Source organism: Streptomyces sp. NPDC059897 (assembly GCF_042730865.1).
Lineage (GTDB): Bacteria > Actinomycetota > Actinomycetes > Streptomycetales > Streptomycetaceae > Streptomyces.
The window spans coordinates 68,051-92,219 of the sequence record NZ_JBHWKQ010000018.1; the positions used below are offsets into that span (position 1 = coordinate 68,051).

The following is a 24,169-nucleotide window of genomic DNA, read 5'->3' on the forward strand; positions in this document are numbered from 1 at the left end:
AGTCGCCGCCAGGCCCGCTCCCTGCTTGTTGCGGTCGGCCGGAACCGGCTTGGGTAGTCCGCCGCCAGACCTGGTCCCCATTCGTTTGCGGCCGGCCGTCCCGCCATGGGCAAGCCGCCGCCAGGCCCGGTCCCCACTCGTTTGCGGTCGGCTGCAACAGGCTTGGGCAGTCTGCCGTCAGGCCTGGACCCCACCCGTCGCGGTCGGCTGCAACAGGCTTGGGCAGTCTGCCGCCAGACCTGGTCCCCGCCCGTTGCGGTCGGCCGCCACCGCCTTGGGCAATCTGCCGCCTGGGGCGGCAGGGTGGGCAAGGCGGCGCACGGTGCCGCGCAACGAGAATGAGGCTCCGACCACGGTGGGGGCCATGCCCGCTGCGCTCGGCGGTCCCGTCCGGTCTGGCGCCGGCGTCGGCGTCGTGGGTCGGGCCCCGGTCGGGCCGAGGCCCCCGGAGGGGGCGGGTGGGTGGGAGGTGACCGGGGGTCGGCGTAGCCGGGGTGGTGCGGTGCCGTGCCGGTGATGGCGGCAGACGTAGGCTCCGGTGAGTGACCGCGCCCGGGCAGCCGTAATCCCGGCGGGTCCCGCCCCGCGGTACCCCCACCAGCGCCACTCCGCCCACCTCGGCACCCCCACCCGCACCGGCGGCAGCCCCCCCGTACCGCCCCGGCGGTCGAGTCCGGTCCGGCGCTGACGCCGCGTGCCGCGTGCCGGGCCCCGGTCGGGCCGAAGCCCCCGGAGGGGGCGGGTGGGTGGGAGGTGACCGGGGGTCGGCGAAGCCGGGGTGATGCGGCGCCGTGCCGGTGATCGCGGCAGACGCGGGCCCCGTTGAGCGGCCATGCCTCGGGCAGCCACAACCCCGGCGAGGGCCCCGCCCCGCGGTCCCGCGCGCCGCTTAGCCCACCCGGCAACCCCGCCCCTCACCGGAGCGGGCCCCCGCCCCGGTACAGCGCCCCGCACCACCCACCCCTGCAACCCCGCCCCCGGTACCCCCCCATCCCGACAACCCCCACCCTCACTCGCGGGCTCCGCCCACCCCGACAACCCTGACCCCCACGGGCGCGGGCCCCCGCCCCGGTACCGCGCCCTGCACCACCCACCCCTGCAACCCCGCCCTCCACCGGCGCGGGCCCCGCCCCCCCCCGGTACCCCCCACCACTCCGCCCCACCCCGACAACCCCCACCCCCCACCGGCGACACCCCACCCGCACCCCCCGGAGGGACCCGTCCGGACGCGCTCCGGCGGCTGGCCGGGCCACCCGCTCGTACGCTCGGCGACATGGCAGAGGTGTACGCGGCCCGACGGGACCGGCTCAGAGAGCGCGCGACGGCGGGTGGCGGCGCGGCCACCCTCGTCTCGCGGCCCGCCAACGTCCGCTACCTGGCGGGAACGGCACCGAACGGCGCCGCCCTCCTGCTGGGCCGCGACCCCGGCGGCGGTGACGACCTCCTGCTGTGCGCGCGGGCGCCGAGCGACGAGCCCGTCGAGGGGCGGCTCGACGAGGCACTGCGCGTACAGGTACTGGACGTGCCCGCGGGCGACCCGGCCGTCGCCGCCGCGGACGTGGCCGCGTCCCGTGGCGGCGACTCGCTCGCCGTCGAGGAGCACCACCTGACCGTGGCCCGGCACCGCGCGATCGGCTCCGTGGCGCCCCGGCTGCGCCTCCTTGACCTCAACAGCGGCGTCGAGCAGCTCCGCCTCGTCAAGGACGAGGAGGAGATCTCCTGCCTGCGGATCGCGGCGGAGATCGCCGACCAGGCGCTCGGTGAACTGCTCGAATCCATTCTCGTCGGCCGCACGGAGCGGCACCTGGCCCTCGAACTGGAACGTCGACTTGTCGACCACGGCGCCGACGGCGCCGCCTTCCCCACCTCCGTGGGCACGGGCCCGAACTCGGGACGCGTCGCGCACCGCCCCAGCGACCGCCGGGTCGAGGAGGGCGACTTCCTCTCCGTGTGCCTGGGCGCGACGTACCGCGGCTACCGCTGCGAGATCGGCCGTACGTTCGTCATCGGAACCTCGCCCGCGGACTGGCAGATCGAGCTGTACGACCTCGTCTTCGCCGCCCAGCGGGCCGCCCGCGAGAGCCTGGCGCCGGGCGTCGAGTGCCGCGAAGTGGACCGGGCCGCCCGTCACGTCCTGGACGCGGCAGGGTATGGTGACGGGCTCGCGCCGCTGACCGGACACGGGGTGGGACTCGAAATCGACGAGGACCCGCAGTTGGCCCCCGCAGCCATGGGTAAACTGGACACTTGTGTGCCGGTCACCGTCGAGCCGGGGGTCCACCTCCCGGGTCGGGGCGGCGTCCGGATCGATGACACGCTCGTCGTCCGCCCCGAGGCGGACGGCGGACCCGAGCTACTCACCATCACGACCAAGGAGCTGCTCGCGCTCTAGCCCGCAAAGGCTGCTCGCGTGCCCCTGGGTCGTCCACGTCAGTCCAGGAGATTCCGCAACCGTGGCTTCCACGAACGACCTCAAGAACGGCCTGGTGCTCAAGCTCGACGGGGGCCAGCTCTGGTCCGTCGTCGAGTTCCAGCACGTCAAGCCCGGCAAGGGCCCTGCCTTCGTGCGCACCAAGCTCAAGAACGTGCTCTCCGGCAAGGTCGTCGACAAGACGTTCAACGCCGGCGTCAAGGTCGACACGGCCACCATTGACAAGCGCGACATGCAGTTCTCGTACATGGACGGGGACTACTTCGTGTTCATGGACATGCAGACGTACGACCAGCTGCACGTCGACCGCAAGGCCGTCGGCGACGCCGCCAACTTCCTGATCGAGGGCTTCGAGGCCACGGTCGCCCAGCACGAGGGCGAGGTGCTCTTCGTCGAGCTGCCGGCCGCCGTCGAGCTGGTCATCAAGGAGACCGAGCCGGGCGTCCAGGGCGACCGCTCCACCGGCGGCACCAAGCCCGCCATCCTGGAGACCGGCCACCAGATCCAGGTCCCGCTCTTCGTCACCCAGGGCGAGAAGATCAAGGTCGACACCCGCTCCAGCGACTACCTCGGCCGGGTGAACAGCTAACCGTGGCTGCCCGTAATACGGCCCGCAAGCGCGCCTTTCAGATCCTCTTCGAGGCAGACCAGCGCGGCGCCGACACCCTGACGGTCCTCGCGGACTGGATCCGGCACTCCCGCAGCGACACGCGGCAGCCGCCGGTGAGCGAGTACACGATGGAGCTGGTCGAGGGGTACGCCAAGCAGGCGGCCCGGATCGACGAGCTCATCTCGCAGTACTCCGTCGGGTGGACCCTGGACCGGATGCCGGTCGTCGACCGCAACATCGTGCGGCTCGGCGCCTATGAGTTGGTCTGGGTCGACGGGACCCCGGACGCCGTGGTGCTCGACGAGGCCGTTTCGCTGGCCAAGGAGTTCTCCACCGACGAGTCCCCGGCGTTCATCAACGGACTGCTCGGTCGCTTCAAGGACCTGAAGTCCTCCCTGCGCCGCGACGAGGCCTGAGCCCCGCCGTCGAGCGCAGCACCGTTCCACGGGCCCGGAGCAGAACATGAACAATGTTCTGCTCCGGGCCTGGTGCGTTTCCGGGGATCTTCATTAGGTTCTGGTCATGTCACCGACAGGACCGGACTCCCTCCCCGCGCGCGTGCGCATCGGCTACGGACTCGGCTCCCTCGCCACCGGCACCTTCGGCACGGTCCCCGGCCTGTTGCTGCTCTACTACCTGACCGATGTGCTCGGCGTCGGCGCGGGCCTCGCCGGGCTCCTCGTCTTCCTGCCCAAGGCCTGGGACGTGCTGTTCAACCCATGGGTCGGCGGCCGCTCCGACCGCAGCACCCGCTCGCGCCTGGGCCCGCGCCGCTCCTGGATGCTGCTCGGCGCGCTCACCCTGCCGGTCTGCTTCGCGGGCATGTTCGCGGCGCCCGCGGGCCTCGAAGGCGGGCCCGCCGCCGCGTACGTCGCCGTCCTGTTCCTGCTCAGCGCCTCCGCGTACGCCTGCTTCCAGGTGCCGTACGTCGCGCTGCCCGCCGAGCTCACGGGGGACCCGGACGAGCGGGCCCGCGTCATGGCCTGGCGCGTCGCCTTCCTCGCCGTGGCCATCCTGCTTTCCGGCTCCGTCGCCCCGATCCTCGCGGGCGCCACCGGCGACGACCGGGGAAGCCCCGGCGGCTACCGGCTGATGGGCGTGGTCATCGGCGGGTTGCTCGCCGTGGGGATGCTGGCCGCCGTGCTCGCCACGGCGGGGGCACGGAGCGTTATACGTACGACGCAGGACGTCATACGTACAACGCGCGACGACACATCCGCCCCAATGGACGTCATACGTACAACGGGCGGGACCAGCCTGCGCGCCCAACTGCGCGCGGCCCGCGGCAACGCACCCTTCGGATGGCTGTTCGGCGCGTACGTCGTGCAGGCCGCCGCGTCCGGCCTGATGCTCGCCGGGACCCAGTACTTCGCGACGTACATCCTCGACCGGCCGGGCGCCACCACCGTGCTGTTCGCCTGCCTCATCGTGCCCTCGCTCCTCGCGATGCCCCTGTGGCTGGCCGTGGGCCGCCGAACGGGCAAGCGGAACGCGGCGCTCGGAGCCTCCGTGTGCTTCCTGCTGGGAGCACTCGGCGCCGCCGCGGGCCGGGAACTGCCGACGACGGCGGTCTACGTGGCCGTCGCCGTGGCCGGCATCGGGTACGCGGGCGTGCAGATGCTGCCGCTCGCGATGCTCGGCGACGCGATCGCCGCCGACGCCTACACCAGCGGGCGGCGCAGGGCCGGAGTCCTCACCGGCCTGTGGACCGCGGGGGAAACGCTCGGCCTCGCGCTGGGGCCGGGGCTGTTCGGCCTGGTCCTCGCCGTCGGCGGGTTCGTCTCGTCCGATGCCACCGACCGCGTCGCGCAGCCCGGCTCGGCGCTGACCGCGATCGTCGTCGGCTTCGGCGCGCTGCCCGCCCTGCTGCTCGCGCTGAGCCTTCCGCTGCTGGCGAGGTACCGCCTCACCGAGTCCGAACTGATGCGCCTGCGCGCCGACTTCGACGAGTCCTTCGCGCCGGGCGAGCACCGAGAGCCCACTCAGCGAGACGAGGAGTCCGCATGACGACCGACGACCCGATCCTGGCCCGGCTGACCGCACTGCGCGCGGGCGACCTGCCGGTGCACGGCGGCCGCACGATGGCGTACGTCTACGACTCGGGACTCGAAGGCCTCGACGAACTGGCGAACGCCGCGCAGGCCGCCTTCACCGGGGTCAACGGGCTCGACATGACAGCGTTCCCGAGCGTCGTGGAGCTGGAGAACGACCTGGTGCGCCGGGCCACCGCGCTGCTCGGCGGCAGCGCGGGCACGTTCACCAGCGGTGGCACCGAGAGCTGCCTGCTCGCCGTCCTGACGGCACGTCAGCACGCCCGCAAGGAACGCGGGGTGACCGAGCCCGAACTCGTACTGCCGGAGACCGCGCACGCCGCCTTCCACAAGGCCGCAGAGCTGTTCGGCCTGCGCGTGGTGAGCGTCCCCGTCGACTCGGACAGCTTCAAGGCGCGCCCCGCCGACATGGCCGCGGCGATCACCGACCGCACCGCCCTGGTCGTCGTCTCCGCCCCCTCGTACGCCCACGGGGTCATCGACCCGGTCGCCGAGGTGGCGCGGGAGGCCGAGCGGCGCGGGGTGCTGTGCCACGTCGACGCGTGCATCGGCGGCTGGTACCTCGGGCATCTGAGGCTCGCGGCGCGGCAGGAGCGGGACGTACCGGGCATCCCGGAGTTCGACCTGACCGTCCCCGGCGTCACGTCCCTCTCCGTCGACCTGCACAAATACGCGTACACGGCGAAGGGGGCCTCGCTGCTGCTGTTCCGGGACGCGGGGCTGCGCCGCCACGGCTGGTTCGCGCACGCCGCCTGGCCCGGCTACCCCGTGGTCAACTCCACGCTCCAGGGCACGAAGTCGGCAGGGCCGCTCGCGGCGGCCTGGGCGGTGACGGAGCGCGTCGGCGCCGAAGGTTACGCGGTGCTGTCGACGCGCGTACACCGCACGACCCGCGCGCTCGCCGACGGTGTCGAGGCGATCGGCGGTCTGCGGCTCGCCGCGCGGCCCGAGGCGTCCCTGATCGCCGTGGCCTCCGACGACCCGGACGTCGATGTCTTCGTGGTGGCGGACGAGCTGCGGGGGAGCGGCTGGTATCTGCAGCCGCAGCCGGCGTTCGGCGCGTCACCGGCAACCCTGCATCTGACAGTGACCGCGGCCGTGGCGCAAGAGGAGACCGCGCGGCTGCTGCTCGCGGAGCTGGAGAAGGCGGTCGAACGGGCTCGGGAACTGGGGCCCGTTCGGGTGGATCCCGAGGTCGCCCGGGCGGCGGCCACGCTGGATCCGGACGCGCTGACCTCGGAGGAGGTGGAGCTCGCGCTGGCGCTCGCCGGGGTGGGGGAGGGCGGCCGGCTGCCGGAGCGGATGGCGCCCGTGCTCGCGGTCCTCCAGGCGCTGCCGCCGAGGCTGAGCGCCCGCCTGCTGCCCGAGGTGATCGGGCGCCTGTACCGGACGTGAGGGTAGGGCTCCGGCATTTCAGCCCTTGTACCGGACGTGAGGGTAGGGCTCCGGTATCTCAGCCCCGCCGTCGGACGAGAGGCAGCGGGGTCCGGGGCGGAGCCCCGCGGCGCGGGACCCGGTGGTCCGCGCGCGGGCCCCGGTGTCCCGGCCCCGGAAACCCCTGAGGGGGCGGAGCCCATTCGCTCCGCCCCCTCAGGGCTGTGACGTTTCTGCTGCGTGTGGCCGGATCAGACGTCGTCGTGCGCCACCGCGCGGCGCGCGTCCGCGTCGAGCACGCCCCAGCTGATCAGCTGCTCGGTCAGGACCGAGGGCGACTGGTCGTAGATGACGGCGAGGGTGCGCAGGTCGTCCTGGCGGATCGAGAGCACCTTGCCGTTGTAGTCACCGCGCTGCGACTGGATCGTGGCGGCGTAACGCTGCAGCGGGCCCGCCTTCTCCGGCGGCACGTGGGCCAGACGCTCCAGGTCGAGGCGCAGCTTCGGCGGCGGCTCGGCGGCGCCACCCGGGGTGGTGCCCGGCAGCAGCTCCTGCACCGGCACGCCGTAGAAGTCCGCCAGTTCGGCGAGACGCTGCACGGTCACGGCACGGTCGCCGCGCTCGTACGACCCCACCACGACCGCCTTCCAGCGTCCCTGGGACTTCTCCTCGACACCGTGGAGGGAAAGGCCCTGCTGGGTACGGATCGCGCGGAGCTTCGCCCCGAGCTGTTTGGCGTATTCGCTGGACATATAGCTCCCCGGACACTGCATCACTAAGCGGCTGCGCCGCGTGGCTGTAACTCACTGTGAGGTTACGCAGCGTTACTTGGCCGCGTCAAGCCGAATGGTCCGTACCGACCTTCTCGTGAATTCCGCCGTTCCGCACCTCCAGGCGGGTGATCAGTGATGTTCCGGGGGCTGGTAGTGTTGACACCGCAAAATCCGACGTCCTTTAAGGTCCGTCCCGTGAGGCGGAGAAGGGGGTCCGTTTCGTATGGACACGCAGCAGTCCGATGCCCGGCCGGTTCTCGAAGGCCCTGACATCGCGCGGGTACTGACCCGTATCGCCCACGAGATCGTCGAGCGCGCCAAGGGCGCCGAGGACGTGGTTCTCCTGGGCATCCCCACGCGAGGCGTCTTCCTCGCCCGCCGGCTCGCCGAGAAGCTCGAAGAGATCACCGGCCGCGCCATCCCCGTCGGCTCGCTCGACATCACGATGTACCGCGACGACCTGCGCATGCACCCGCCGCGCGCGCTCGCCCGCACCGAGATCCCCGGTGACGGCATCGACGGCCGCCTCGTCGTCCTCGTCGACGACGTGCTCTTCTCCGGCCGCACCATCCGCGCCGCCCTCGACGCGCTGAACGACATCGGGCGCCCGCGTGCCGTGCAGCTCGCCGTCCTCGTCGACCGCGGCCACCGCGAACTCCCCATCCGTGCCGACTACGTCGGCAAGAACCTCCCCACGTCGCTGCGGGAGACGGTCAAGGTCCAGCTCGCCGAGGAGGACGGCCGCGACGCCGTGCTGCTCGGTGCCAAGCCGGACGCCCAGGCGGCCGAGCAGTAGCACCCCTTCCCGCCGTGCGCGTGCGCGCGTACGGCCCGACAGGTGTGCCCTCGCGCGCCCGTATGTCCTGAATCTCCTGAACTGCCTTACGGAGCACCCCAGATGATGCGACACCTCATCTCGGCCGCCGACCTCTCCCGCGACGACGCCGTGCTCATCCTCGACACCGCCGAGGAGATGGCCCGCGTCGCCGACCGGCCCATCAAGAAGCTGCCCGCGCTGCGCGGCCGGACCATCTGCAACCTGTTCTTCGAGGACTCGACGCGGACCCGGATCTCGTTCGAGGCCGCCGAAAAGCGGCTGTCCGCGGACGTCATCAACTTCGCCGCCAAGGGGTCGAGCGTCTCGAAGGGCGAGTCCCTCAAGGACACCGCGCAGACCCTCGAAGCCATGGGCGTCGACGCCGTCGTGATCCGGCACGGCGCGTCCGGCGCCCCGTACCGGCTCGCCACGTCCGGCTGGATCGACGCGCCCGTCATCAACGCCGGTGACGGCACCCACCAGCACCCCACGCAGGCGCTGCTCGACGCGTTCACCATGCGCCGCCGCCTCGTAGGACCCGACGCCGGCATCGGCAAGGGCCTCGACGGCAAGCGCGTCACGATCGTCGGCGACGTGCTGCACAGCCGCGTCGCCCGCTCGAACGTCGACCTGCTGCACACGCTCGGCGCCGAGGTCACCGTCGTCGCGCCGCCCACCCTGGTGCCCGTCGGCGTCGAGAACTGGCCCTGCGAGGTCAGTTACGACCTCGACTCCACGCTCACCAAGTCCGACGCCGTGATGATGCTGCGCGTCCAGCGCGAGCGGATGAACGCCGCGTTCTTCCCGACCGAGCGCGAGTACTCGCGCCGCTACGGGCTCGACGGCGACCGCATGGCGCGGATGCCGGAGCACGCCATCGTGATGCACCCCGGCCCGATGGTCCGCGGCATGGAGATCACCGCCGAGGTCGCCGACTCCGACCGCTGCACGGTCATCGAGCAGGTCGCCAACGGCGTGCACACGCGGATGGCCGTTCTGTACCTGCTGCTCGGCGGCAACGAGCCCGCCGTCAGCCACTCTCGTACCGAGGAGACGAAGTAATCATGAGCAAGACCCTTATCCGTGGTGCGAAGGTGCTCGGCGGCGAGCCGCAGGACGTGCTCATCGACGGCGGTGTGATCGCCGAGGTCGGCACCGGACTGTCTGCCGACGGCGTCGAGACCGTCGTCGAGGCCGAGGGCAAGGTCCTCCTGCCGGGCCTCGTCGACCTGCACACCCACCTGCGTGAGCCCGGCCGCGAGGACTCCGAGACCGTCCTCACCGGCACCCGCGCCGCCGCCTCCGGTGGCTACACGAACGTGTTCGCCATGGCCAACACGTTCCCCGTCGCCGACACCGCCGGAGTCGTCGAGCAGGTCTACCGGCTCGGCCAGGAGCACGGCTACTGCGACGTGCAGCCCATCGGCGCCGTCACCGTCGGCCTGGAGGGCGTCAAGCTCGCCGAACTCGGCGCCATGCACGAGTCCGCCGCCGGCGTCACCGTCTTCTCCGACGACGGCAAGTGCGTGCACGACGCCGTGATCATGCGCCGCGCCCTGGAGTACGTGAAGGCCTTCGGCGGCGTCGTAGCGCAGCACGCCCAGGAGCCCCGCCTCACCGAGGGCGCCCAGATGAACGAGGGCACCGTCTCCGCCGAGCTCGGCCTCGGCGGCTGGCCCGCCGTCGCCGAGGAGTCGATCATCGCCCGCGACGTGCTGCTCGCCGAGCACGTCGGCTCCCGCGTGCACATCTGCCACCTGTCGACCGCCGGGTCCGTCGAGATCATCCGCTGGGCCAAGTCCCGCGGCATCGACGTCACCGCCGAGGTCACCCCGCACCACCTGCTCCTCACCGACGAGATGGTGCGCTCGTACAACCCGGTCTACAAGGTGAACCCGCCGCTGCGCACCGAGAAGGACGTCATGGCGCTGCGCGAGGCGCTGGCCGACGGCACGATCGACATCGTCGCCACCGACCACGCCCCGCACCCTCACGAGGACAAGGACTGCGAGTGGGCCGCCGCCGCCATGGGCATGGTGGGGCTGGAGACCGCGCTCAGCGTCGTGCAGCAGACCATGGTGGAGACGGGCCTGCTGAGCTGGGCCGGAGTCGCCGACCGGATGTCCGTGAAGCCCGCAGAGATCGGACAGGCGCACGGCCATGGACGTCCCGTCTCGGCAAGTGAGCCCGCGAACCTCGTTCTCGTCGACGCCGACTACCGTGGTGACGTGGACCCCGCGGGCTTCGCCTCCCGCAGCCGCAACACCCCCTACGAGGGCCGTGAGCTGCCGGGGCGCGTCACCCACACCTGGCTGCGGGGCAAGGCCACCCTCGCCGACGGGAAGCTCGCGTGACACCTCTGCAACCACTCGCCGTCCTCGCCGCCGAACAGAAGTCGGCGGAGGTCACCGACTGGCCGAACCGGATCGGCTGGATCGTCGGTCTGCTGCTCTTCATCGCGCTCGTCTACTGGCTGATGCGCCAGGGCTGGAAGTGGCGCGGCACCCTGCAGGGCGACCTGCCGGAGCTGCCCAGCGCGCCTTCCGGGCAGGGCCCGGTGAAACTGGAGCTGAGCGGCCGGTACCACGGCTCCACCAGCGCCGGGCAGTGGCTCGACCGCATCGTGGCGCACGGCCTCGGCACCCGCAGCCGCGTCGAGCTGAGCCTGACCGACGAGGGCCTGAACGTCGTACGCCCCGGCGCGAGCGACTTCTTCGTCCCGGCGGCCGCGCTGCGCGAGGCCCGGCTCGACAAGGGCATCGCGGGCAAGGTCCTCACCGAGGGCGGCCTGCTCATCGTCACCTGGGCGCACGGCGACAAGCTGATCGACTCCGGCTTCCGCGCCGACCACGCCGCCGAGCAGGCGGACTGGGTCACCGCAATCAACAACATGATCGACACGAAGATCACGACGGAAGGCACCGCACGATGACCACCTCCACCAGGGGAGCCGCCAAGACTCCCGCCGTACTCGTCCTGGAGGACGGCCGGGTGTTCCGCGGCCGCGCCTACGGGGCCGTGGGGGAGACCTTCGGCGAGGCCGTGTTCTCCACCGGCATGACCGGCTACCAGGAGACCCTCACCGACCCGTCGTACGACCGCCAGATCGTGGTCGCGACCGCCCCGCAGATCGGCAACACGGGCTGGAACGACGAGGACGACGAGTCGAAGCGCATCTGGGTCTCCGGCTACGTGGTGCGCGACCCCGCGCGCGTGGCGTCCAACTGGCGCGCCAAGCGCAGCCTGGACGACGAGCTGGTCGCGCAGAACATCGTCGGCATCTCCGGCATCGACACCCGCGCCCTCACCCGCCACCTGCGCGAGAGCGGCTCCATGCGCTCCGGCATCTTCTCCGGCGAGACGCTCCCGGCCGACGCCGAGCTCGTCGCGAAGGTCCAGGCGCAGCCCCAGATGAAGGGCGCCTCCCTCTACGAGGAGGTCGCCACCAAGGAGGCCTACGTCGTCGAGGCCATCGGTGAGAAGAAGTTCACCGTCGCCGCCATCGACCTCGGCATCAAGGGCATGACCCCGCACCGGATGGCCGAGCGCGGCATCGAGGTGCACGTCCTGCCGGCGACCGCGACTCCTGAGGACGTGTACGCCGTGAATCCCGACGGCGTGTTCTTCTCCAACGGCCCGGGCGACCCGGCCACCGCCGAGGGCCCGGTCGCGCTGATGACCGCCGTCCTGGAGCGCAGGACGCCGCTGTTCGGCATCTGCTTCGGCAACCAGATCCTCGGCCGCGCCCTGGGCTTCGGCACCTTCAAGCTGAAGTACGGCCACCGCGGCATCAACCAGCCGGTGCAGGACCGCACCACCGGCAAGGTCGAGGTCACCGCCCACAACCACGGCTTCGCCGTGGACGCGCCGCTGGACAAGGTGAGCGACACCAAGTTCGGCCGCGCCGAGGTCTCCCACGTCTGCCTCAACGACGACGTCGTGGAGGGGCTCCAGCTGCTCGACCAGCCGGGCTTCTCCGTCCAGTACCACCCCGAAGCGGCGGCCGGCCCGCACGACGCCGCGTACCTGTTCGACCGCTTCGTGTCTCTGATGGAGTCCGCCCGTGCCTAAGCGCAACGACCTGAAGTCCGTACTCGTCATCGGCTCGGGCCCGATCGTCATCGGCCAGGCCGCGGAGTTCGACTACTCCGGCACCCAGGCCTGCCGGGTGCTGAAGAAGGAGGGCCTGCGGGTCATCCTCGTCAACTCCAACCCGGCGACGATCATGACCGACCCGGAGATCGCCGACGCCACGTACGTCGAGCCGATCACCCCCGAGTTCGTCGAGAAGATCATCGCCAAGGAGCGCCCTGACGCGCTCCTGCCCACCCTCGGTGGCCAGACCGCGCTCAACACCGCGATCTCGATGCACGACCAGGGCGTCCTCGAGAAGTACGGCGTCGAGCTGATCGGCGCCAACGTCGAGGCGATCAACAAGGGCGAGGACCGCGACCTCTTCAAGGAGGTCGTCGAGGAGGTCAAGCGGAAGATCGGGCACGGCGAGTCCGCCCGCTCGTACATCTGCCACTCCATGGACGACGTCATGAAGGGCGTCGAGGAGCTCGGCGGCTACCCCGTCGTCGTCCGCCCCTCCTTCACCATGGGCGGCGCCGGTTCCGGCTTCGCGCACGACGAGGAGGAGCTGCGCCGCATCGCCGGTCAGGGCCTCACGCTCTCCCCGACCACCGAGGTGCTCCTGGAGGAGTCCATCCTCGGCTGGAAGGAGTACGAGCTGGAGCTGATGCGCGACAAGAACGACAACGTCGTGGTCGTCTGCTCCATCGAGAACTTCGACCCGATGGGCGTGCACACCGGTGACTCGATCACCGTCGCCCCGTCGATGACCCTCACCGACCGCGAGTACCAGCGCCTGCGCGACATCGGCATCGCGATCATCCGCGAGGTCGGCGTCGACACCGGCGGCTGCAACATCCAGTTCGCGATCAACCCGGACGACGGCCGCGTCATCGTCATCGAGATGAACCCGCGCGTCTCCCGGTCCTCCGCGCTCGCCTCCAAGGCCACCGGCTTCCCGATCGCGAAGATCGCCGCCAAGCTGGCCGTCGGCTACACGCTGGACGAGATCCCGAACGACATCACCGAGAAGACCCCCGCGTCCTTCGAGCCGACGCTCGACTACGTGGTCGTGAAGGCCCCGCGCTTCGCCTTCGAGAAGTTCCCGAGCGCCGACTCCACGCTGACCACGACCATGAAGTCGGTCGGCGAGGCCATGGCCATCGGCCGCAACTTCACCGAAGCGTTCCAGAAGGCGCTGCGCTCGCTGGAGAAGGCGGGCTCGCAGTTCTCCTTCGTCGGCGAGACCGGCGACAAGACCGCCCTCCTCGAAGAGGCCGTGCGGCCGACCGACGGCCGCATCAACACCGTCATGGAGGCGATCCGCGCCGGCGCCACGCCGCAGGAGATCTTCGACTACACGAAGATCGACCCGTGGTTCGTCGACCAGCTCTTCCTCATCAAGGAGGTCGCCGACGAGCTCGCCGCGGCCCCCGAGCTGACGAAGGACCTGATCGCCGAGGCCAAGCGGCACGGCTTCTCCGACCGCCAGATCGCGGAGATCCGCGGCCTGCGCCAGGACGTCGTCCGCGAGGTCAGGCACGCCCTCGGCGTCCGCCCGGTCTACAAGACGGTCGACACCTGCGCCGCCGAGTTCGCCGCCAAGACGCCGTACTTCTACTCCTCGTACGACGAGGAGTCCGAGGTCGCGCCGCGCGAGAAGCCCGCCGTGATCATCCTCGGCTCCGGCCCGAACCGCATCGGCCAGGGCATCGAGTTCGACTACTCCTGCGTCCACGCCTCCTTCGCGCTCAGCGACGCCGGCTACGAGACCGTGATGGTCAACTGCAACCCGGAGACGGTCTCCACGGACTACGACACGTCCGACCGCCTCTACTTCGAGCCGCTGACCCTCGAGGACGTCCTGGAGATCGTCCACGCGGAGTCCCTCGCGGGCCCGATCGCGGGCGTCATCGTGCAGCTCGGCGGCCAGACCCCGCTGGGCCTCGCGCAGGCGCTCAAGGACAACGGCGTCCCGATCGTCGGCACCCCGCCGGAGGCGATCGACGCCGCCGAGGACCGCGGCGCCTTCGGCCGCGTGCTCGCCGAGGCTGGACTGCCGGCCCCGAAGCACGGCACCGCAACGACGTTCGCGGAGGCGAAGACGATCGCCGACGAGATCGGCTACCCGGTCCTCGTCCGCCCGTCGTACGTGCTCGGCGGCCGCGGCATGGAGATCGTCTACGACGAGGAGCGCCTCTCCTCGTACATCGAGGAGTCGACGGAGATCAGCCCCTCGCGGCCGGTCCTCGTCGACCGCTTCCTCGACGACGCCATCGAGATCGACGTCGACGCGCTCTACGACGGCGAGGAGCTCTACCTCGGCGGCGTCATGGAGCACATCGAGGAGGCCGGTATCCACTCCGGCGACTCGGCGTGCGCCCTGCCCCCGATCACGCTCGGCGGCCACGACATCAAGCGACTGCGCGCCTCGACCGAGGGCATCGCCAAGGGCGTCGGCGTGCGCGGCCTGATCAACATCCAGTTCGCGCTCTCCGGGGACATCCTCTATGTCCTGGAGGCCAACCCGCGCGCCTCGCGCACGGTCCCCTTCACCTCGAAGGCGACCGCGGTGCCGCTCGCGAAGGCCGCCGCCCGCATCTCGCTGGGCGCCACCGTCGCCGAGCTGCGCGCCGAGGGTCTGCTCCCGAAGACCGGCGACGGCGGCACGCTGCCGATGGACGCGCCGATCTCCGTCAAGGAGGCCGTCATGCCGTGGTCGCGCTTCCGCGACATCCACGGCCGCGGCGTCGACACGGTCCTCGGCCCGGAGATGCGCTCCACCGGCGAGGTCATGGGCATCGACTCCGTCTTCGGCACGGCGTACGCCAAGTCGCAGGCGGGGGCCTACGGTCCGCTGCCGACGAAGGGCCGGGCGTTCATCTCGGTGGCCAACCGCGACAAGCGCTCGATGATCTTCCCGGCGCGCGAGCTGGTCGCCCACGGCTTCGAGCTGCTCGCCACCTCCGGCACCGCCGAGGTCCTCAAGCGCAACGGCATCAACGCCACGGTCGTGCGCAAGCAGTCCGAGGGCGAGGGCCCGAACGGCGAGAAGACGATCGTCCAGCTGATCCACGACGGCGACGTCGACCTGATCGTCAACACCCCGTACGGCACCGGTGGCCGCCTCGACGGCTACGACATCCGTACGGCGGCGGTCTCCCGCTCCGTGCCGTGCCTGACCACGGTCCAGGCGCTCGCCGCGGCCGTCCAGGGCATCGAGGCGCTGGGCCACGGCGACGTGGGCGTGCGCTCCCTGCAGGAGCACGCGGAGCACCTGACCGCGGCCCGCGACTAAGGATCCAGTAGCAGCCCAAGAGGGGGACACCACACCGGTGTCCCCCTCTTCATGAGGCCACCGCCTCGTGAGGAACCTATAGGACTTCCACCATGTACAAGCTGTTCTTCAACCTCGTCTTCAAGCGCATGGACCCCGAGAAGGCCCACTACCTGGCCTTCCGCTGGATCCGCCTCGCGGCCCGCACACCTGTTCTGCGCACCTTCGTAGCCGCGTACTTCGCGCCGCGCTACAAGGAGCTGCGTACGCAAGCCCTGGGCCTTCGTATGCACGGGCCCTTCGGCCTCGCCGCCGGCTTCGACAAGAACGCCGTCGCGATCGACGGCATGTCGATGCTCGGCTTCGACCACGTCGAGATCGGCACCGTCACCGGCGAGGCGCAGCCCGGCAACCCCAAGAAGCGCCTCTTCCGCCTCGTGCAGGACCGCGCGCTCATCAACCGCATGGGCTTCAACAACGAGGGCTCGCTCGCCGTCGCGGCCCGCCTGGCGTCCCGCAACCCCGTCTTCAAGACCACGGTCGGCGTGAACATCGGCAAGACCAAGGTCGTGCCGGAGGCCGACGCCGCGGCCGACTACGTGAAGTCGACCGAGCGGCTCGCCGCGTTCGCCGACTACCTCGTCGTGAACGTCTCCTCGCCGAACACGCCGGGCCTGCGCAACCTCCAGGCCACCGAGTCGCTGCGACCGCTCCTGAGCGCCGTCCGCGAGGCCGCCGACCGCACCGTGAAGTCCCGTCGCGTCCCGCTCCTCGTGAAGATCGCGCCCGACCTCGCGGACGAGGACGTCGACGCGGTCGCCGACCTGGCCGTGGAGCTCGGCCTCGACGGCATCATCGCGACCAACACGACGATCTCCCGTGAGGGCCTCGCCACCAAGGGCGACGTCGTGAACGAGACCGGCGGCCTGTCCGGCGCGCCCCTCAAGGAGCGCTCCCTGGAGGTCCTGAGGCGCCTCTACGCGCGCGTGGGCGACCGGATCACCCTCGTGGGCGTCGGCGGCATCGAGAACGCCGAGGACGCCTGGCAGCGCATCCTCGCCGGTGCCACCCTCATCCAGGGCTACTCGGCCTTCATCTACGAAGGCCCTTGCTACGCCCGCGCGATCCACAAGGGCCTCGCCGCCCGCCTGAACGACTCCCCGTACGCCACGCTCGCCGACGCGATCGGCGCCGATGTGAAGAAGGCCGCCGCATGACCTCGATGGAACCCTTCGGCGCCCGCCTGCGCCGCGTCATGGACGAGCGCGGCCCGCTCTGCGTCGGCATCGACCCGCACGCCGCCCTGCTCTCCTCCTGGGGCCTCAGCGACGACATCGCGGGCCTGGAGTCCTTCACGCGCGCGTGCGTCGAGGCCATGGCCGACACCGTCGCCGTGGTCAAGCCGCAGATGGCGTTCTTCGAGCGGTTCGGCTCGCGCGGCATCGCCGTCCTGGAGCAGGCCGTCGCGGACCTGCGGGAGGCCGGGACCCTCGTCGTCATGGACGCCAAGCGCGGCGACATCGGCTCCACGATGACCGCCTACGCGGAGACGTACCTGCGCAAGGACTCCCCGCTGTTCTCGGACGCCCTGACGGTCTCGCCGTACCTCGGCTACGGGTCCCTGAAGCCGGCCGTCGACCTGGCCCGCGAGTCCGGGGCAGGCCTCTTCGTCCTCGCGCTCACCTCGAACCCCGAGGGCGGCGAGGTCCAGCACGCGGTGCGCGCGGACGGCCGCAACGTGGGCGCGACGATGCTCGGCCACCTCGCCGAGGAGAACGCGGGGGAGACGCCCATGGGCTCCTTCGGCGCGGTCGTCGGCGCGACGCTCGGCGACCTGTCCTCGTACGAGCTGGACATCAACGGGCCGCTCCTCGCGCCCGGCATCGGGGCGCAGGGTGCCACCGCCGCCGATCTTCCGTCGGTGTTCGGCGCGGCCGTGCGCAATGTCGTACCGAACGTGAGCCGTGGCGTCCTGAAGGCGGGGCCCTCGGTTTCGGCCCTGCGGGACGCCTCCGTGCGGTTCGCGGACGAGGTCAGGGAAGCGGTTTCGCGGGAGGTTTAAGGGTGGCACTCCGTGCCGACCTTGGGTTTTGCGTCCGAATCCTGTCCTGTTTAGCGGTCGATTTGTCCAGAATGTACGGCTCGACAGAGGCTGACCAGGACTTTTCGTCTGTTCTCGCTGACTCTGGCGGCCATGCCCGCTAGTCTCCGTCGAGAGTCAACGGTCAACTGCACGCCAGCGGGTTGTTCGTTGCTCCCCAGGTGTGGGGCGACTAGGTTCCTCACCGGTCCGTATCCGACAGTTCGACATCCGAGGTGACGTAGGCGTGGCTCTTCCGCCCCTTACCCCTGAACAGCGCGCAGCCGCGCTCGAAAAGGCCGCCGCGGCTCGCCGGGAGCGGGCCGAGGTCAAGAATCGACTCAAGCACTCCGGCGCCTCCCTCCACGAGGTCATCAAGCAGGGCCAGGAGAACGACGTCATCGGCAAGATGAAGGTCTCCGCCCTCCTCGAGTCCCTGCCGGGCGTGGGCAAGGTCCGCGCCAAGCAGATCATGGAGCGGCTCGGGATCTCCGAATCCCGCCGGGTGCGCGGTCTCGGTTCCAACCAGATCGCCTCCCTGGAGCGCGAGTTCGGCAGCACCGGCGCCTGAGTGGCCGAGGCCGCCCCGGGCTGATTCCCGGGGCTGGTCCGGGCACTCCGGAACAACTGGAATAATCGCTGCATGAGTGAACGTCCGCGGCTGACCGTGCTCTCCGGCCCCTCGGGGGTCGGCAAGAGCACGGTTGTCGCCCATATGCGCAAGGAACACCCCGAGGTCTGGCTCTCGGTGTCGGCCACGACCCGCAAGCCGCGCCCCGGCGAGCAGCACGGTGTCCAGTACTTCTTCGTCACCGACGAGGAAATGGACAAGCTGATCGCCAACGGTGAGCTCCTCGAGTGGGCCGAGTTCGCGGGGAACCGCTACGGCACCCCGCGCCGAGCCGTGCTCGACCGCCTTGAGGCGGGGGAGCCGGTGCTGCTCGAGATCGACCTCCAGGGTGCCCGCCTGGTCCGGGAGTCGATGCCCGAGGCGCAGCTGGTCTTCCTGGCCCCGCCGAGCTGGGAGGAGCTGGTCCGCCGGCTCACCGGGCGCGGTACGGAGGCGCCGGAGGTCATCGAGCGCCGTCTCGGGGCCGCCAAGGTGGAACTCGCCGCCGAGTCGGAGTTCGACACCACGCTTGTCAACACCTCCGTCGAGGGCGTGGCCGCCGAGCTGCTAGCCTTGATGAAAGTTCTTTGATCTTTAGCAGTCTTTACCCCATCGGAAGGCAGAGAGTGTCCTCTACCATCACCGCGCCCGAGGGCATCATCAACCCGCCGATTGATGAGCTCCTCGAGGCCACCGACTCGAAGTACAGCCTGGTCATCTACGCCGCCAAGCGCGCGCGCCAGATCAACGCGTACTACTCGCAGCTCGGTGAGGGCCTGCTCGAGTACGTCGGCCCGCTGGTGGACACGCACGTCCACGAGAAGCCCCTCTCGATCGCCCTTCGTGAGATCAACGCGGGTCTGCTGACCTCCGAGGCCATCGAGGGCCCGGTTCAGTAAGGCTCCTAGTCTCGGTACTTCAGGCCCGGCAGCGCAGCTGTCGGGCCTGTGGTGTGTCATGGAGGCGTACGTTTTTCCGTCGTACGTTTCCGAATCAGGGGAGAGCCGGTGTCGTCGAAGCCGAAGGTCGTACTGGGGGTCAGCGGTGGAATTGCCGCCTACAAGGCGTGCGAACTGCTGCGTCGGCTGACGGAGTCCGGCCACGACGTGCGCGTCGTGCCGACCGAATCGGCGCTGCACTTCGTCGGCGCCGCGACCTGGTCGGCGCTCTCCGGCAACCCGGTGTCGACCGAGGTCTGGGACGCGGTCCACGAGGTGCCGCACGTGCGCATCGGCCAGCACGCCGACCTGGTGATCGTCGCGCCGGCCACCGCCGACATGCTCGCCAAGGCGGCCAACGGCCTCGCCGACGACCTCCTCACGAACACGCTCCTCACCGCCCGATGTCCGGTCGTCTTCGCCCCCGCGATGCACACCGAGATGTGGGAGCACCCGGCCACCCAGGAGAACGTCGCCACGCTGCGCCGCCGCGGCGCCCTCGTCATCGAGCCCGCCGTCGGCCGCCTCACCGGCGTCGACACCGGCAAGGGCCGCTTCCCGGACCCCACCGAGATCTTCGAGTACGCGCGCCGGGTCCTTGCCCGCGGCGACGCCTCGCAGGACCTCGCCGGGCGCCACGTGGTCGTCAGCGCCGGCGGCACCCGCGAGCCCCTCGACCCGGTCCGCTTCCTCGGCAACCGCTCCTCCGGGAAGCAGGGCTACGCGCTCGCCCGCACGGCGGCGGCGCGCGGCGCCCGCGTCACACTGCTCTCCGCGAACGCGGACCTGCCGGACCCGGCGGGCGTCGACGTCGTCCACGTAGGAACGGCCGTTCAACTGCGCGAGGCGGCCCTCAAGGCGGCCGCCGACGCCGACGCTGTCGTCATGGCCGCGGCCGTCGCCGACTTCCGCCCCGAGGCGTACGCCACCGGGAAGATCAAGAAGAAGGACGGCGAGGAGCCCGCGCCGATCGTCCTCGTCCGCAACCCGGACATCCTCGCCGAGCTGTCCGCCGACCGGGCCCGCCCGGGACAGGTCGTCGTCGGCTTCGCCGCGGAGACCGACGACGTCCTCGCCAACGGCCGCGCGAAGCTCGCCCGCAAGGGCTGTGACCTGCTCGTCGTCAACGAGGTGGGGGAGCGCAAGACCTTCGGCTCCGAGGAGAACGAGGCCGTGATCCTGGGCGCCGACGGGCACGAGACGCCGGTCCCGTACGGCCCGAAGGAAGCGCTCGCCGACCGCATCTGGGACGAGACGGCGCGGCGGCTCACGCCCCTGGCGTCGGGCTGAACCTTGGTCGAACACGCGCGGAACCTCACCGGTACGTGAAATTCACATCCGGCGCGTTTGGCGCAGGGAAACCCGGAAAACACGCCATTTTCGGGCGAGCAGTACCCTTCCGAAGACCGATCGTCGTATCGCAGAATGCGGTGTCGCAGGTCACAGCACTCCCATTGGGCGAGACACGTGGACCGGCGGGCGAGTACGACCGATAAACTGTTCCAGGACGGTGCCGGGCGCAGCCCCCCGCACCAACCGTCAAATGATCAGCCAGCAGCCGCTGCAACCACAGGGAGCGTTGTGTCCCGTCGCCTGTTCACCTCGGAGTCCGTGACCGAGGGTCACCCCGACAAGATCGCTGACCAGATCAGCGACACCATTCTCGACGCGCTGCTGCGCGAGGACCCCACGTCCCGCGTCGCCGTCGAGACGCTGATCACCACTGGCCTCGTGCACGTCGCCGGCGAGGTGACCACGAAGGCGTACGCGCCGATCGCGCAGCTCGTGCGCGACAAGATCCTCGAGATCGGCTACGACTCGTCGAAGAAGGGCTTCGACGGCGCGTCCTGCGGCGTCTCGGTCTCCATCGGTTCGCAGTCGCCCGACATCGCGCAGGGCGTCGACACGGCGTACGAGAAGCGCGTCGAGGGCGACGAGGACGAGCTCGACAAGCAGGGCGCGGGCGACCAGGGCCTGATGTTCGGCTACGCGTGCGACGAGACGCCGGAGCTCATGCCGCTCCCGATCCACCTCGCGCACCGCCTGTCGCGCCGCCTGTCCGAGGTGCGCAAGAACGGGACGATCCCCTACCTGCGCCCCGACGGCAAGACCCAGGTCACCATCGAGTACGACGGCGACAAGGCGGTCCGCCTGGACACGGTCGTGGTCTCCTCGCAGCACGCGAGCGACATCGACCTGGACTCCCTGCTCGCCCCCGACATCCGCGAGTTCGTGGTGGAGCCGGAGCTGAAGGCGCTGCTCGACGACGGCATCAAGCTGGAGACCGAGAGCTACCGCCTGCTGGTCAACCCGACCGGCCGCTTCGAGATCGGCGGCCCGATGGGCGACGCCGGCCTGACCGGCCGCAAGATCATCATCGACACCTACGGCGGCTACGCCCGCCACGGTGGCGGCGCCTTCTCCGGCAAGGACCCGTCCAAGGTCGACCGCTCGGCCGCGTACGCGATGCGCTGGGTCGCGAAGAACGTCGTGGCCGCGGGTCTCGCCGCGCGCTGCGAGGTCCAGGTCGCGTACGCGATCGGCAAGGCCGAGCCGGTCGGTCTCTTCGTCGAGACCTTCGGTACGGCGACGATCGACACGGACAAGATCGAGCAGGCCATCTCGGAGGTCTTCGACCTCCGCCCGGCCGCGATCATCCGCGACCTCGACCTGCTCCGCCCGATCTACTCCCAGACGGCCGCGTACGGCCACTTCGGGCGCGCGCTGCCCGACTTCACGTGGGAGAAGACCGACCGCGTGGACGCGCTGCGCAAGGCGGCGGGCCTGTAGGCCTTGAGTCTTTGATCGGCCCGAAGGGCCCTGTTCTCCTCGGGGAGAGCCGGGCCCTTCGGCGTGTCCGGGCCGCTTCGGGGCGGGCCCGGTGTCAGTGCGCTCTGGTAGGAATGCACGTGTGAGCAGCGAGAACGACAGGGGCGACGAGGGCGGGGAGCCGGAGCAGCTTGCGTTGATCCGGGAGAGCGTGCGGGCTGCCAAGGTGCCGAAGGCGAAGCCGCGTACGTGGCGGGGGGCGCCCTTGGCGGACGAGCTGCCGGTGGCGCGGGTGCTCGTGGACAAGGGGGTGCTGCATCTCGACCGGTACTTCGAGTACGCGGTGCCGAAGGAGCTGGACGCCGCCGCGCAGCCGGGTGTGCGGGTACGGGTGCGCTTCGGGGCGGGGAACCGGAACGTGCGGGACGGGCGGCGCGAAGGCGGCGGGCTGATCGACGGGTTTCTCGTCGAGCGGGTCGCCGAGGCCGAGTACCAGGGCCCACTGGCCGCGCTCGCGCAGGTCGTGTCGCCGGAGCCGGTGCTCGACGCGGAGCTGCTGGGGCTGACGCGGGCGGTCGCCGACCGGTACGCGGGGAGCCTCGCCGATGTGCTGCAGCTCGCGATCCCGCCGCGTCATGCGAAGGCCGAGGCCCGGGAGTTTCCCGCTCCGCCCGCGCCGCCGGGGGCCCCGGACGCGGGGTCCTGGGCGCGGTACGAGCGGGGCGCCGATTTCGTGGGGTCGCTGGCGGCGGGGGGCGCGCCGCGGGCGGTGTGGACGGCGCTGCCGGGGCCCGAGTGGGCCGACGAGATCGCGCGGGCCGTGCGGGCGACGCTGGCCTCCGGGCGCGGGGCTCTGGTCGTCGTCCCGACCGTGCGGCTCGCGGCGCGCGTCGATGCCGCGCTGCGCGAGCAGTTGGGGGAGGGACAGCATGCGTTGCTGACCGCCGATGCCGGTCAGCAGCGGCGGTATTCCGAGTGGCTTGCCGTGCGGCGCGGGGCGGTGCGGGCTGTCGTCGGGACCCGGGCGGCCATGTTCGCCCCGGTGCGTGATCTCGGCCTTGTGGTGGTCTGGGAGGACGGGGACCAGCATCACAGCGACGACCATGCCCCGTTCCCGCACGTGCGGGAGGTTCTGGAGCTGCGGGCCACGCGGGACAAGTGCGCGTTCCTGCTGGGGAGTTGGAGCTGCACCGTCGAGGCGGCCCAGCTGGTGCGGAGCGGGTGGGCCGCTGCCGTGAGCGCGCCGCGGGACGTCGTACGGCGGGTCGCCCCGCTCGTACGCACCGTGGGGGACCGCGATGTGGCGCGCGACGAGGCGGCGCGGGCCGCCCGGCTGCCGAGCCTCGCCTGGGAGGTGGCGCGGACCGCGCTGCGCGAGGGCCCGGTGCTGGTGCAGGTGCCGAGGCGGGGGTACGTGCCGCGGCTCGCGTGCCAGCGGTGCCGTGAGCCCGCCCGGTGCCGGCAGTGCGCGGGGCCCTTGGAGGCGCGGGAGGCCACCGGGGTGCTCGCGTGCGGGTGGTGCGGCCGCGAGGAAGGGGGCTGGCAGTGCGCCGAGTGCGGGGGGACCCGGTTGCGGGCGCAGGTCGTCGGGGCGCGGCGCACCGCCGAGGAGTTGGGGCGGGCGTTCTCCACCGTTCCGGTGCGGACGTCGGGGCGCGAGCAGGTGCTCGACACGGTGCCGGGGACGCCCGCGCTCGTCGTGAGCACGCCGGGGGCCGAGCCGGTCGCCGAGGGCGGGTACGCGGCGGCGCTGCTGCTCGATGGTTGGGCGATGCTGGGGCGGGCCGATCTGCGGGCGGGGGAGGAGGCGCTGCGGCGGTGGATCGCGGCGTCCGCGTTGGTGCGGCCGCAGGAGGTGGGGGGCGCGGTGGTCGTGGTCGCCGAGCCGACGTTGCGGCCCGTGCAGGCGCTGGTGCGGTGGGATCCCGTGGGGCATGCGGTGCGGGAGCTCGCGGACCGGGCGGAGCTCGGGTTTCCGCCGGTGTCGCGGATGGCGGCGGTCACGGGGACGGCGGAGGCGGTCGCCGGGTTCATGGCGGCGGTGGAACTGCCGGGAGACGCGGAGGTGTTGGGGCCGGTTCCGGTGCCGGAGGCGATACCGGGTGGGGCGCGGCGGGGTGGGGGGCCGCCGGCCGGGGAGCAGTGGGAGCGGGTGCTGGTGCGGGTGCCGCCGGGGAGCGGGGCGGTGCTGGCACGCGCCCTGAAGCAGGCGCAGGCGGCGCGGATGGCCCGGGGGGCGGGGGAGCCGGTTCGGGTGCGGGTGGATCCGCTGGATATCGGGTGACCGTGCGGGGCGGCGCCGGGGCCGGGCCCGGCGCCGCCGTTCGCGGCGAAGGAAGGTGGAGCAGGCGTCAGGAGGGAGCCG

20 protein-coding genes are annotated in these 24,169 nt (G+C 71.4%); 19 read left to right on the plus strand and 1 reads right to left on the minus strand.

Translation table 11 applies throughout. The annotated features are described in order from the left end of the window. Positions 1-1,273: 1,273 nt before the first annotated feature. The 5 genes from ACFV9W_RS21165 to ACFV9W_RS21185 all read left to right on the plus strand — a co-directional run bounded on the left by ACFV9W_RS21165 (position 1,274) and on the right by ACFV9W_RS21185 (position 6,487). Positions 1,274-2,392 (plus strand): aminopeptidase P family protein, encoded by a 1,119-nt coding sequence (locus ACFV9W_RS21165; protein ID WP_385763062.1) that lies wholly within the window; start codon positions 1,274-1,276, stop codon positions 2,390-2,392. 61 nt (positions 2,393-2,453) lie between these two features. Continuing rightward, positions 2,454-3,020, plus strand: coding sequence for an elongation factor P (gene efp / locus ACFV9W_RS21170; RefSeq protein WP_385763064.1), 567 nt, complete (start codon positions 2,454-2,456; stop codon positions 3,018-3,020). 2 nt (positions 3,021-3,022) lie between these two features. Beyond that, positions 3,023-3,457: a transcription antitermination factor NusB gene (gene nusB / locus ACFV9W_RS21175; protein WP_385763066.1), complete on the plus strand. Its 435-nt coding sequence runs from the start codon at positions 3,023-3,025 to the stop codon at positions 3,455-3,457. 106 nt (positions 3,458-3,563) lie between these two features. Next, on the plus strand, positions 3,564-5,048 hold the full coding sequence (locus ACFV9W_RS21180) for an MFS transporter (RefSeq protein WP_385763068.1): 1,485 nt from the start codon (positions 3,564-3,566) through the stop codon (positions 5,046-5,048). Continuing rightward, a complete protein-coding gene (locus tag ACFV9W_RS21185) occupies positions 5,045-6,487 on the plus strand; it encodes an aminotransferase class V-fold PLP-dependent enzyme (protein WP_385763070.1) in 1,443 nt (480 codons plus the stop codon). The genes ACFV9W_RS21180 and ACFV9W_RS21185 overlap by 4 nt, the downstream gene beginning before the upstream one ends. Positions 6,488-6,717: 230 nt before the next feature. Here ACFV9W_RS21185 and bldD read toward each other — a convergent pair whose 3' ends face one another. Then, positions 6,718-7,218 carry a transcriptional regulator BldD gene (bldD, locus tag ACFV9W_RS21190; RefSeq protein WP_266721805.1) on the minus strand — a complete coding sequence of 167 codons (501 nt, stop codon included), beginning with the start codon at positions 7,216-7,218 and terminating at the stop codon, positions 6,718-6,720. A gap of 244 nt (positions 7,219-7,462) precedes the next feature. Here bldD and pyrR point away from each other — a divergent pair, with 244 nt between their 5' ends. The 14 genes from pyrR (at position 7,463) to ACFV9W_RS21260 (ending at position 24,088) form a co-directional block, all read left to right on the plus strand. After that, positions 7,463-8,035, plus strand: coding sequence for a bifunctional pyr operon transcriptional regulator/uracil phosphoribosyltransferase PyrR (gene pyrR / locus ACFV9W_RS21195; RefSeq protein WP_266721807.1), 573 nt, complete (start codon positions 7,463-7,465; stop codon positions 8,033-8,035). Positions 8,036-8,137: 102 nt separating this feature from the next. Next, positions 8,138-9,118 carry an aspartate carbamoyltransferase catalytic subunit gene (locus ACFV9W_RS21200; protein WP_385763073.1) on the plus strand — a complete coding sequence of 327 codons (981 nt, stop codon included), beginning with the start codon at positions 8,138-8,140 and terminating at the stop codon, positions 9,116-9,118. Positions 9,119-9,120: 2 nt separating this feature from the next. Further along, a complete protein-coding gene (locus tag ACFV9W_RS21205) occupies positions 9,121-10,410 on the plus strand; it encodes a dihydroorotase (protein WP_385763075.1) in 1,290 nt (429 codons plus the stop codon). Positions 10,411-10,415: 5 nt separating this feature from the next. Beyond that, positions 10,416-10,988 carry a hypothetical protein gene (locus ACFV9W_RS21210; protein ID WP_385763190.1) on the plus strand — a complete coding sequence of 191 codons (573 nt, stop codon included), beginning with the start codon at positions 10,416-10,418 and terminating at the stop codon, positions 10,986-10,988. Then, positions 10,985-12,127 (plus strand): glutamine-hydrolyzing carbamoyl-phosphate synthase small subunit, encoded by a 1,143-nt coding sequence (gene carA / locus ACFV9W_RS21215; RefSeq protein WP_385763077.1) that lies wholly within the window; start codon positions 10,985-10,987, stop codon positions 12,125-12,127. Before ACFV9W_RS21210 ends, carA begins: the two co-directional genes overlap by 4 nt. Further along, the gene (gene carB, locus ACFV9W_RS21220) at positions 12,120-15,428 is read left to right on the plus strand and encodes a carbamoyl-phosphate synthase large subunit (RefSeq protein WP_385763079.1); all 3,309 of its coding nucleotides are present in this window, start codon (positions 12,120-12,122) and stop codon (positions 15,426-15,428) included. The genes carA and carB overlap by 8 nt, the downstream gene beginning before the upstream one ends. Before the next feature lie 92 nt (positions 15,429-15,520). Continuing rightward, the gene (locus ACFV9W_RS21225; protein ID WP_385763081.1) at positions 15,521-16,624 is read left to right on the plus strand and encodes a quinone-dependent dihydroorotate dehydrogenase; all 1,104 of its coding nucleotides are present in this window, start codon (positions 15,521-15,523) and stop codon (positions 16,622-16,624) included. Continuing rightward, positions 16,621-17,469 (plus strand): orotidine-5'-phosphate decarboxylase, encoded by an 849-nt coding sequence (gene pyrF / locus ACFV9W_RS21230; RefSeq protein ID WP_385763083.1) that lies wholly within the window; start codon positions 16,621-16,623, stop codon positions 17,467-17,469. The genes ACFV9W_RS21225 and pyrF overlap by 4 nt, the downstream gene beginning before the upstream one ends. A 265-nt stretch (positions 17,470-17,734) precedes the next feature. Next, positions 17,735-18,058: an integration host factor gene (locus tag ACFV9W_RS21235; RefSeq protein ID WP_026246651.1), complete on the plus strand. Its 324-nt coding sequence runs from the start codon at positions 17,735-17,737 to the stop codon at positions 18,056-18,058. 72 nt (positions 18,059-18,130) lie between these two features. Beyond that, positions 18,131-18,688, plus strand: coding sequence for a guanylate kinase (gmk, locus tag ACFV9W_RS21240; protein WP_385763085.1), 558 nt, complete (start codon positions 18,131-18,133; stop codon positions 18,686-18,688). 35 nt (positions 18,689-18,723) lie between these two features. After that, positions 18,724-18,996, plus strand: coding sequence for a DNA-directed RNA polymerase subunit omega (gene rpoZ / locus ACFV9W_RS21245; protein ID WP_385763087.1), 273 nt, complete (start codon positions 18,724-18,726; stop codon positions 18,994-18,996). 108 nt (positions 18,997-19,104) lie between these two features. Continuing rightward, the gene (gene coaBC / locus ACFV9W_RS21250; RefSeq protein ID WP_385763089.1) at positions 19,105-20,325 is read left to right on the plus strand and encodes a bifunctional phosphopantothenoylcysteine decarboxylase/phosphopantothenate--cysteine ligase CoaBC; all 1,221 of its coding nucleotides are present in this window, start codon (positions 19,105-19,107) and stop codon (positions 20,323-20,325) included. 291 nt (positions 20,326-20,616) lie between these two features. Then, positions 20,617-21,825 carry a methionine adenosyltransferase gene (gene metK / locus ACFV9W_RS21255; RefSeq protein WP_385763090.1) on the plus strand — a complete coding sequence of 403 codons (1,209 nt, stop codon included), beginning with the start codon at positions 20,617-20,619 and terminating at the stop codon, positions 21,823-21,825. A 121-nt stretch (positions 21,826-21,946) separates the two neighbouring features. After that, positions 21,947-24,088 (plus strand): primosomal protein N', encoded by a 2,142-nt coding sequence (locus ACFV9W_RS21260; protein ID WP_385763092.1) that lies wholly within the window; start codon positions 21,947-21,949, stop codon positions 24,086-24,088. Positions 24,089-24,169 lie beyond the last annotated feature (81 nt).

What these genes read in the sequence shown, in the direction of transcription:
- ACFV9W_RS21165 (WP_385763062.1), top strand. Translation starts at nt 1,274, where the DNA reads ATGGCAGAGGTGTACGCGGCCCGACGGGACCGGCTCAGAGAGCGCGCG.
- ACFV9W_RS21180 (WP_385763068.1), top strand. Translation starts at nt 3,564, where the DNA reads ATGTCACCGACAGGACCGGACTCCCTCCCCGCGCGCGTGCGCATCGGC.
- ACFV9W_RS21185 (WP_385763070.1), top strand. Translation starts at nt 5,045, where the DNA reads ATGACGACCGACGACCCGATCCTGGCCCGGCTGACCGCACTGCGCGCG.
- bldD (WP_266721805.1), bottom strand. Translation starts at nt 7,218, where the DNA reads ATGTCCAGCGAATACGCCAAACAGCTCGGGGCGAAGCTCCGCGCGATC.
- pyrR (WP_266721807.1), top strand. Translation starts at nt 7,463, where the DNA reads ATGGACACGCAGCAGTCCGATGCCCGGCCGGTTCTCGAAGGCCCTGAC.
- ACFV9W_RS21200 (WP_385763073.1), top strand. Translation starts at nt 8,138, where the DNA reads ATGATGCGACACCTCATCTCGGCCGCCGACCTCTCCCGCGACGACGCC.
- ACFV9W_RS21205 (WP_385763075.1), top strand. Translation starts at nt 9,121, where the DNA reads ATGAGCAAGACCCTTATCCGTGGTGCGAAGGTGCTCGGCGGCGAGCCG.
- carA (WP_385763077.1), top strand. Translation starts at nt 10,985, where the DNA reads ATGACCACCTCCACCAGGGGAGCCGCCAAGACTCCCGCCGTACTCGTC.
- ACFV9W_RS21225 (WP_385763081.1), top strand. Translation starts at nt 15,521, where the DNA reads ATGTACAAGCTGTTCTTCAACCTCGTCTTCAAGCGCATGGACCCCGAG.
- pyrF (WP_385763083.1), top strand. Translation starts at nt 16,621, where the DNA reads ATGACCTCGATGGAACCCTTCGGCGCCCGCCTGCGCCGCGTCATGGAC.
- gmk (WP_385763085.1), top strand. Translation starts at nt 18,131, where the DNA reads ATGAGTGAACGTCCGCGGCTGACCGTGCTCTCCGGCCCCTCGGGGGTC.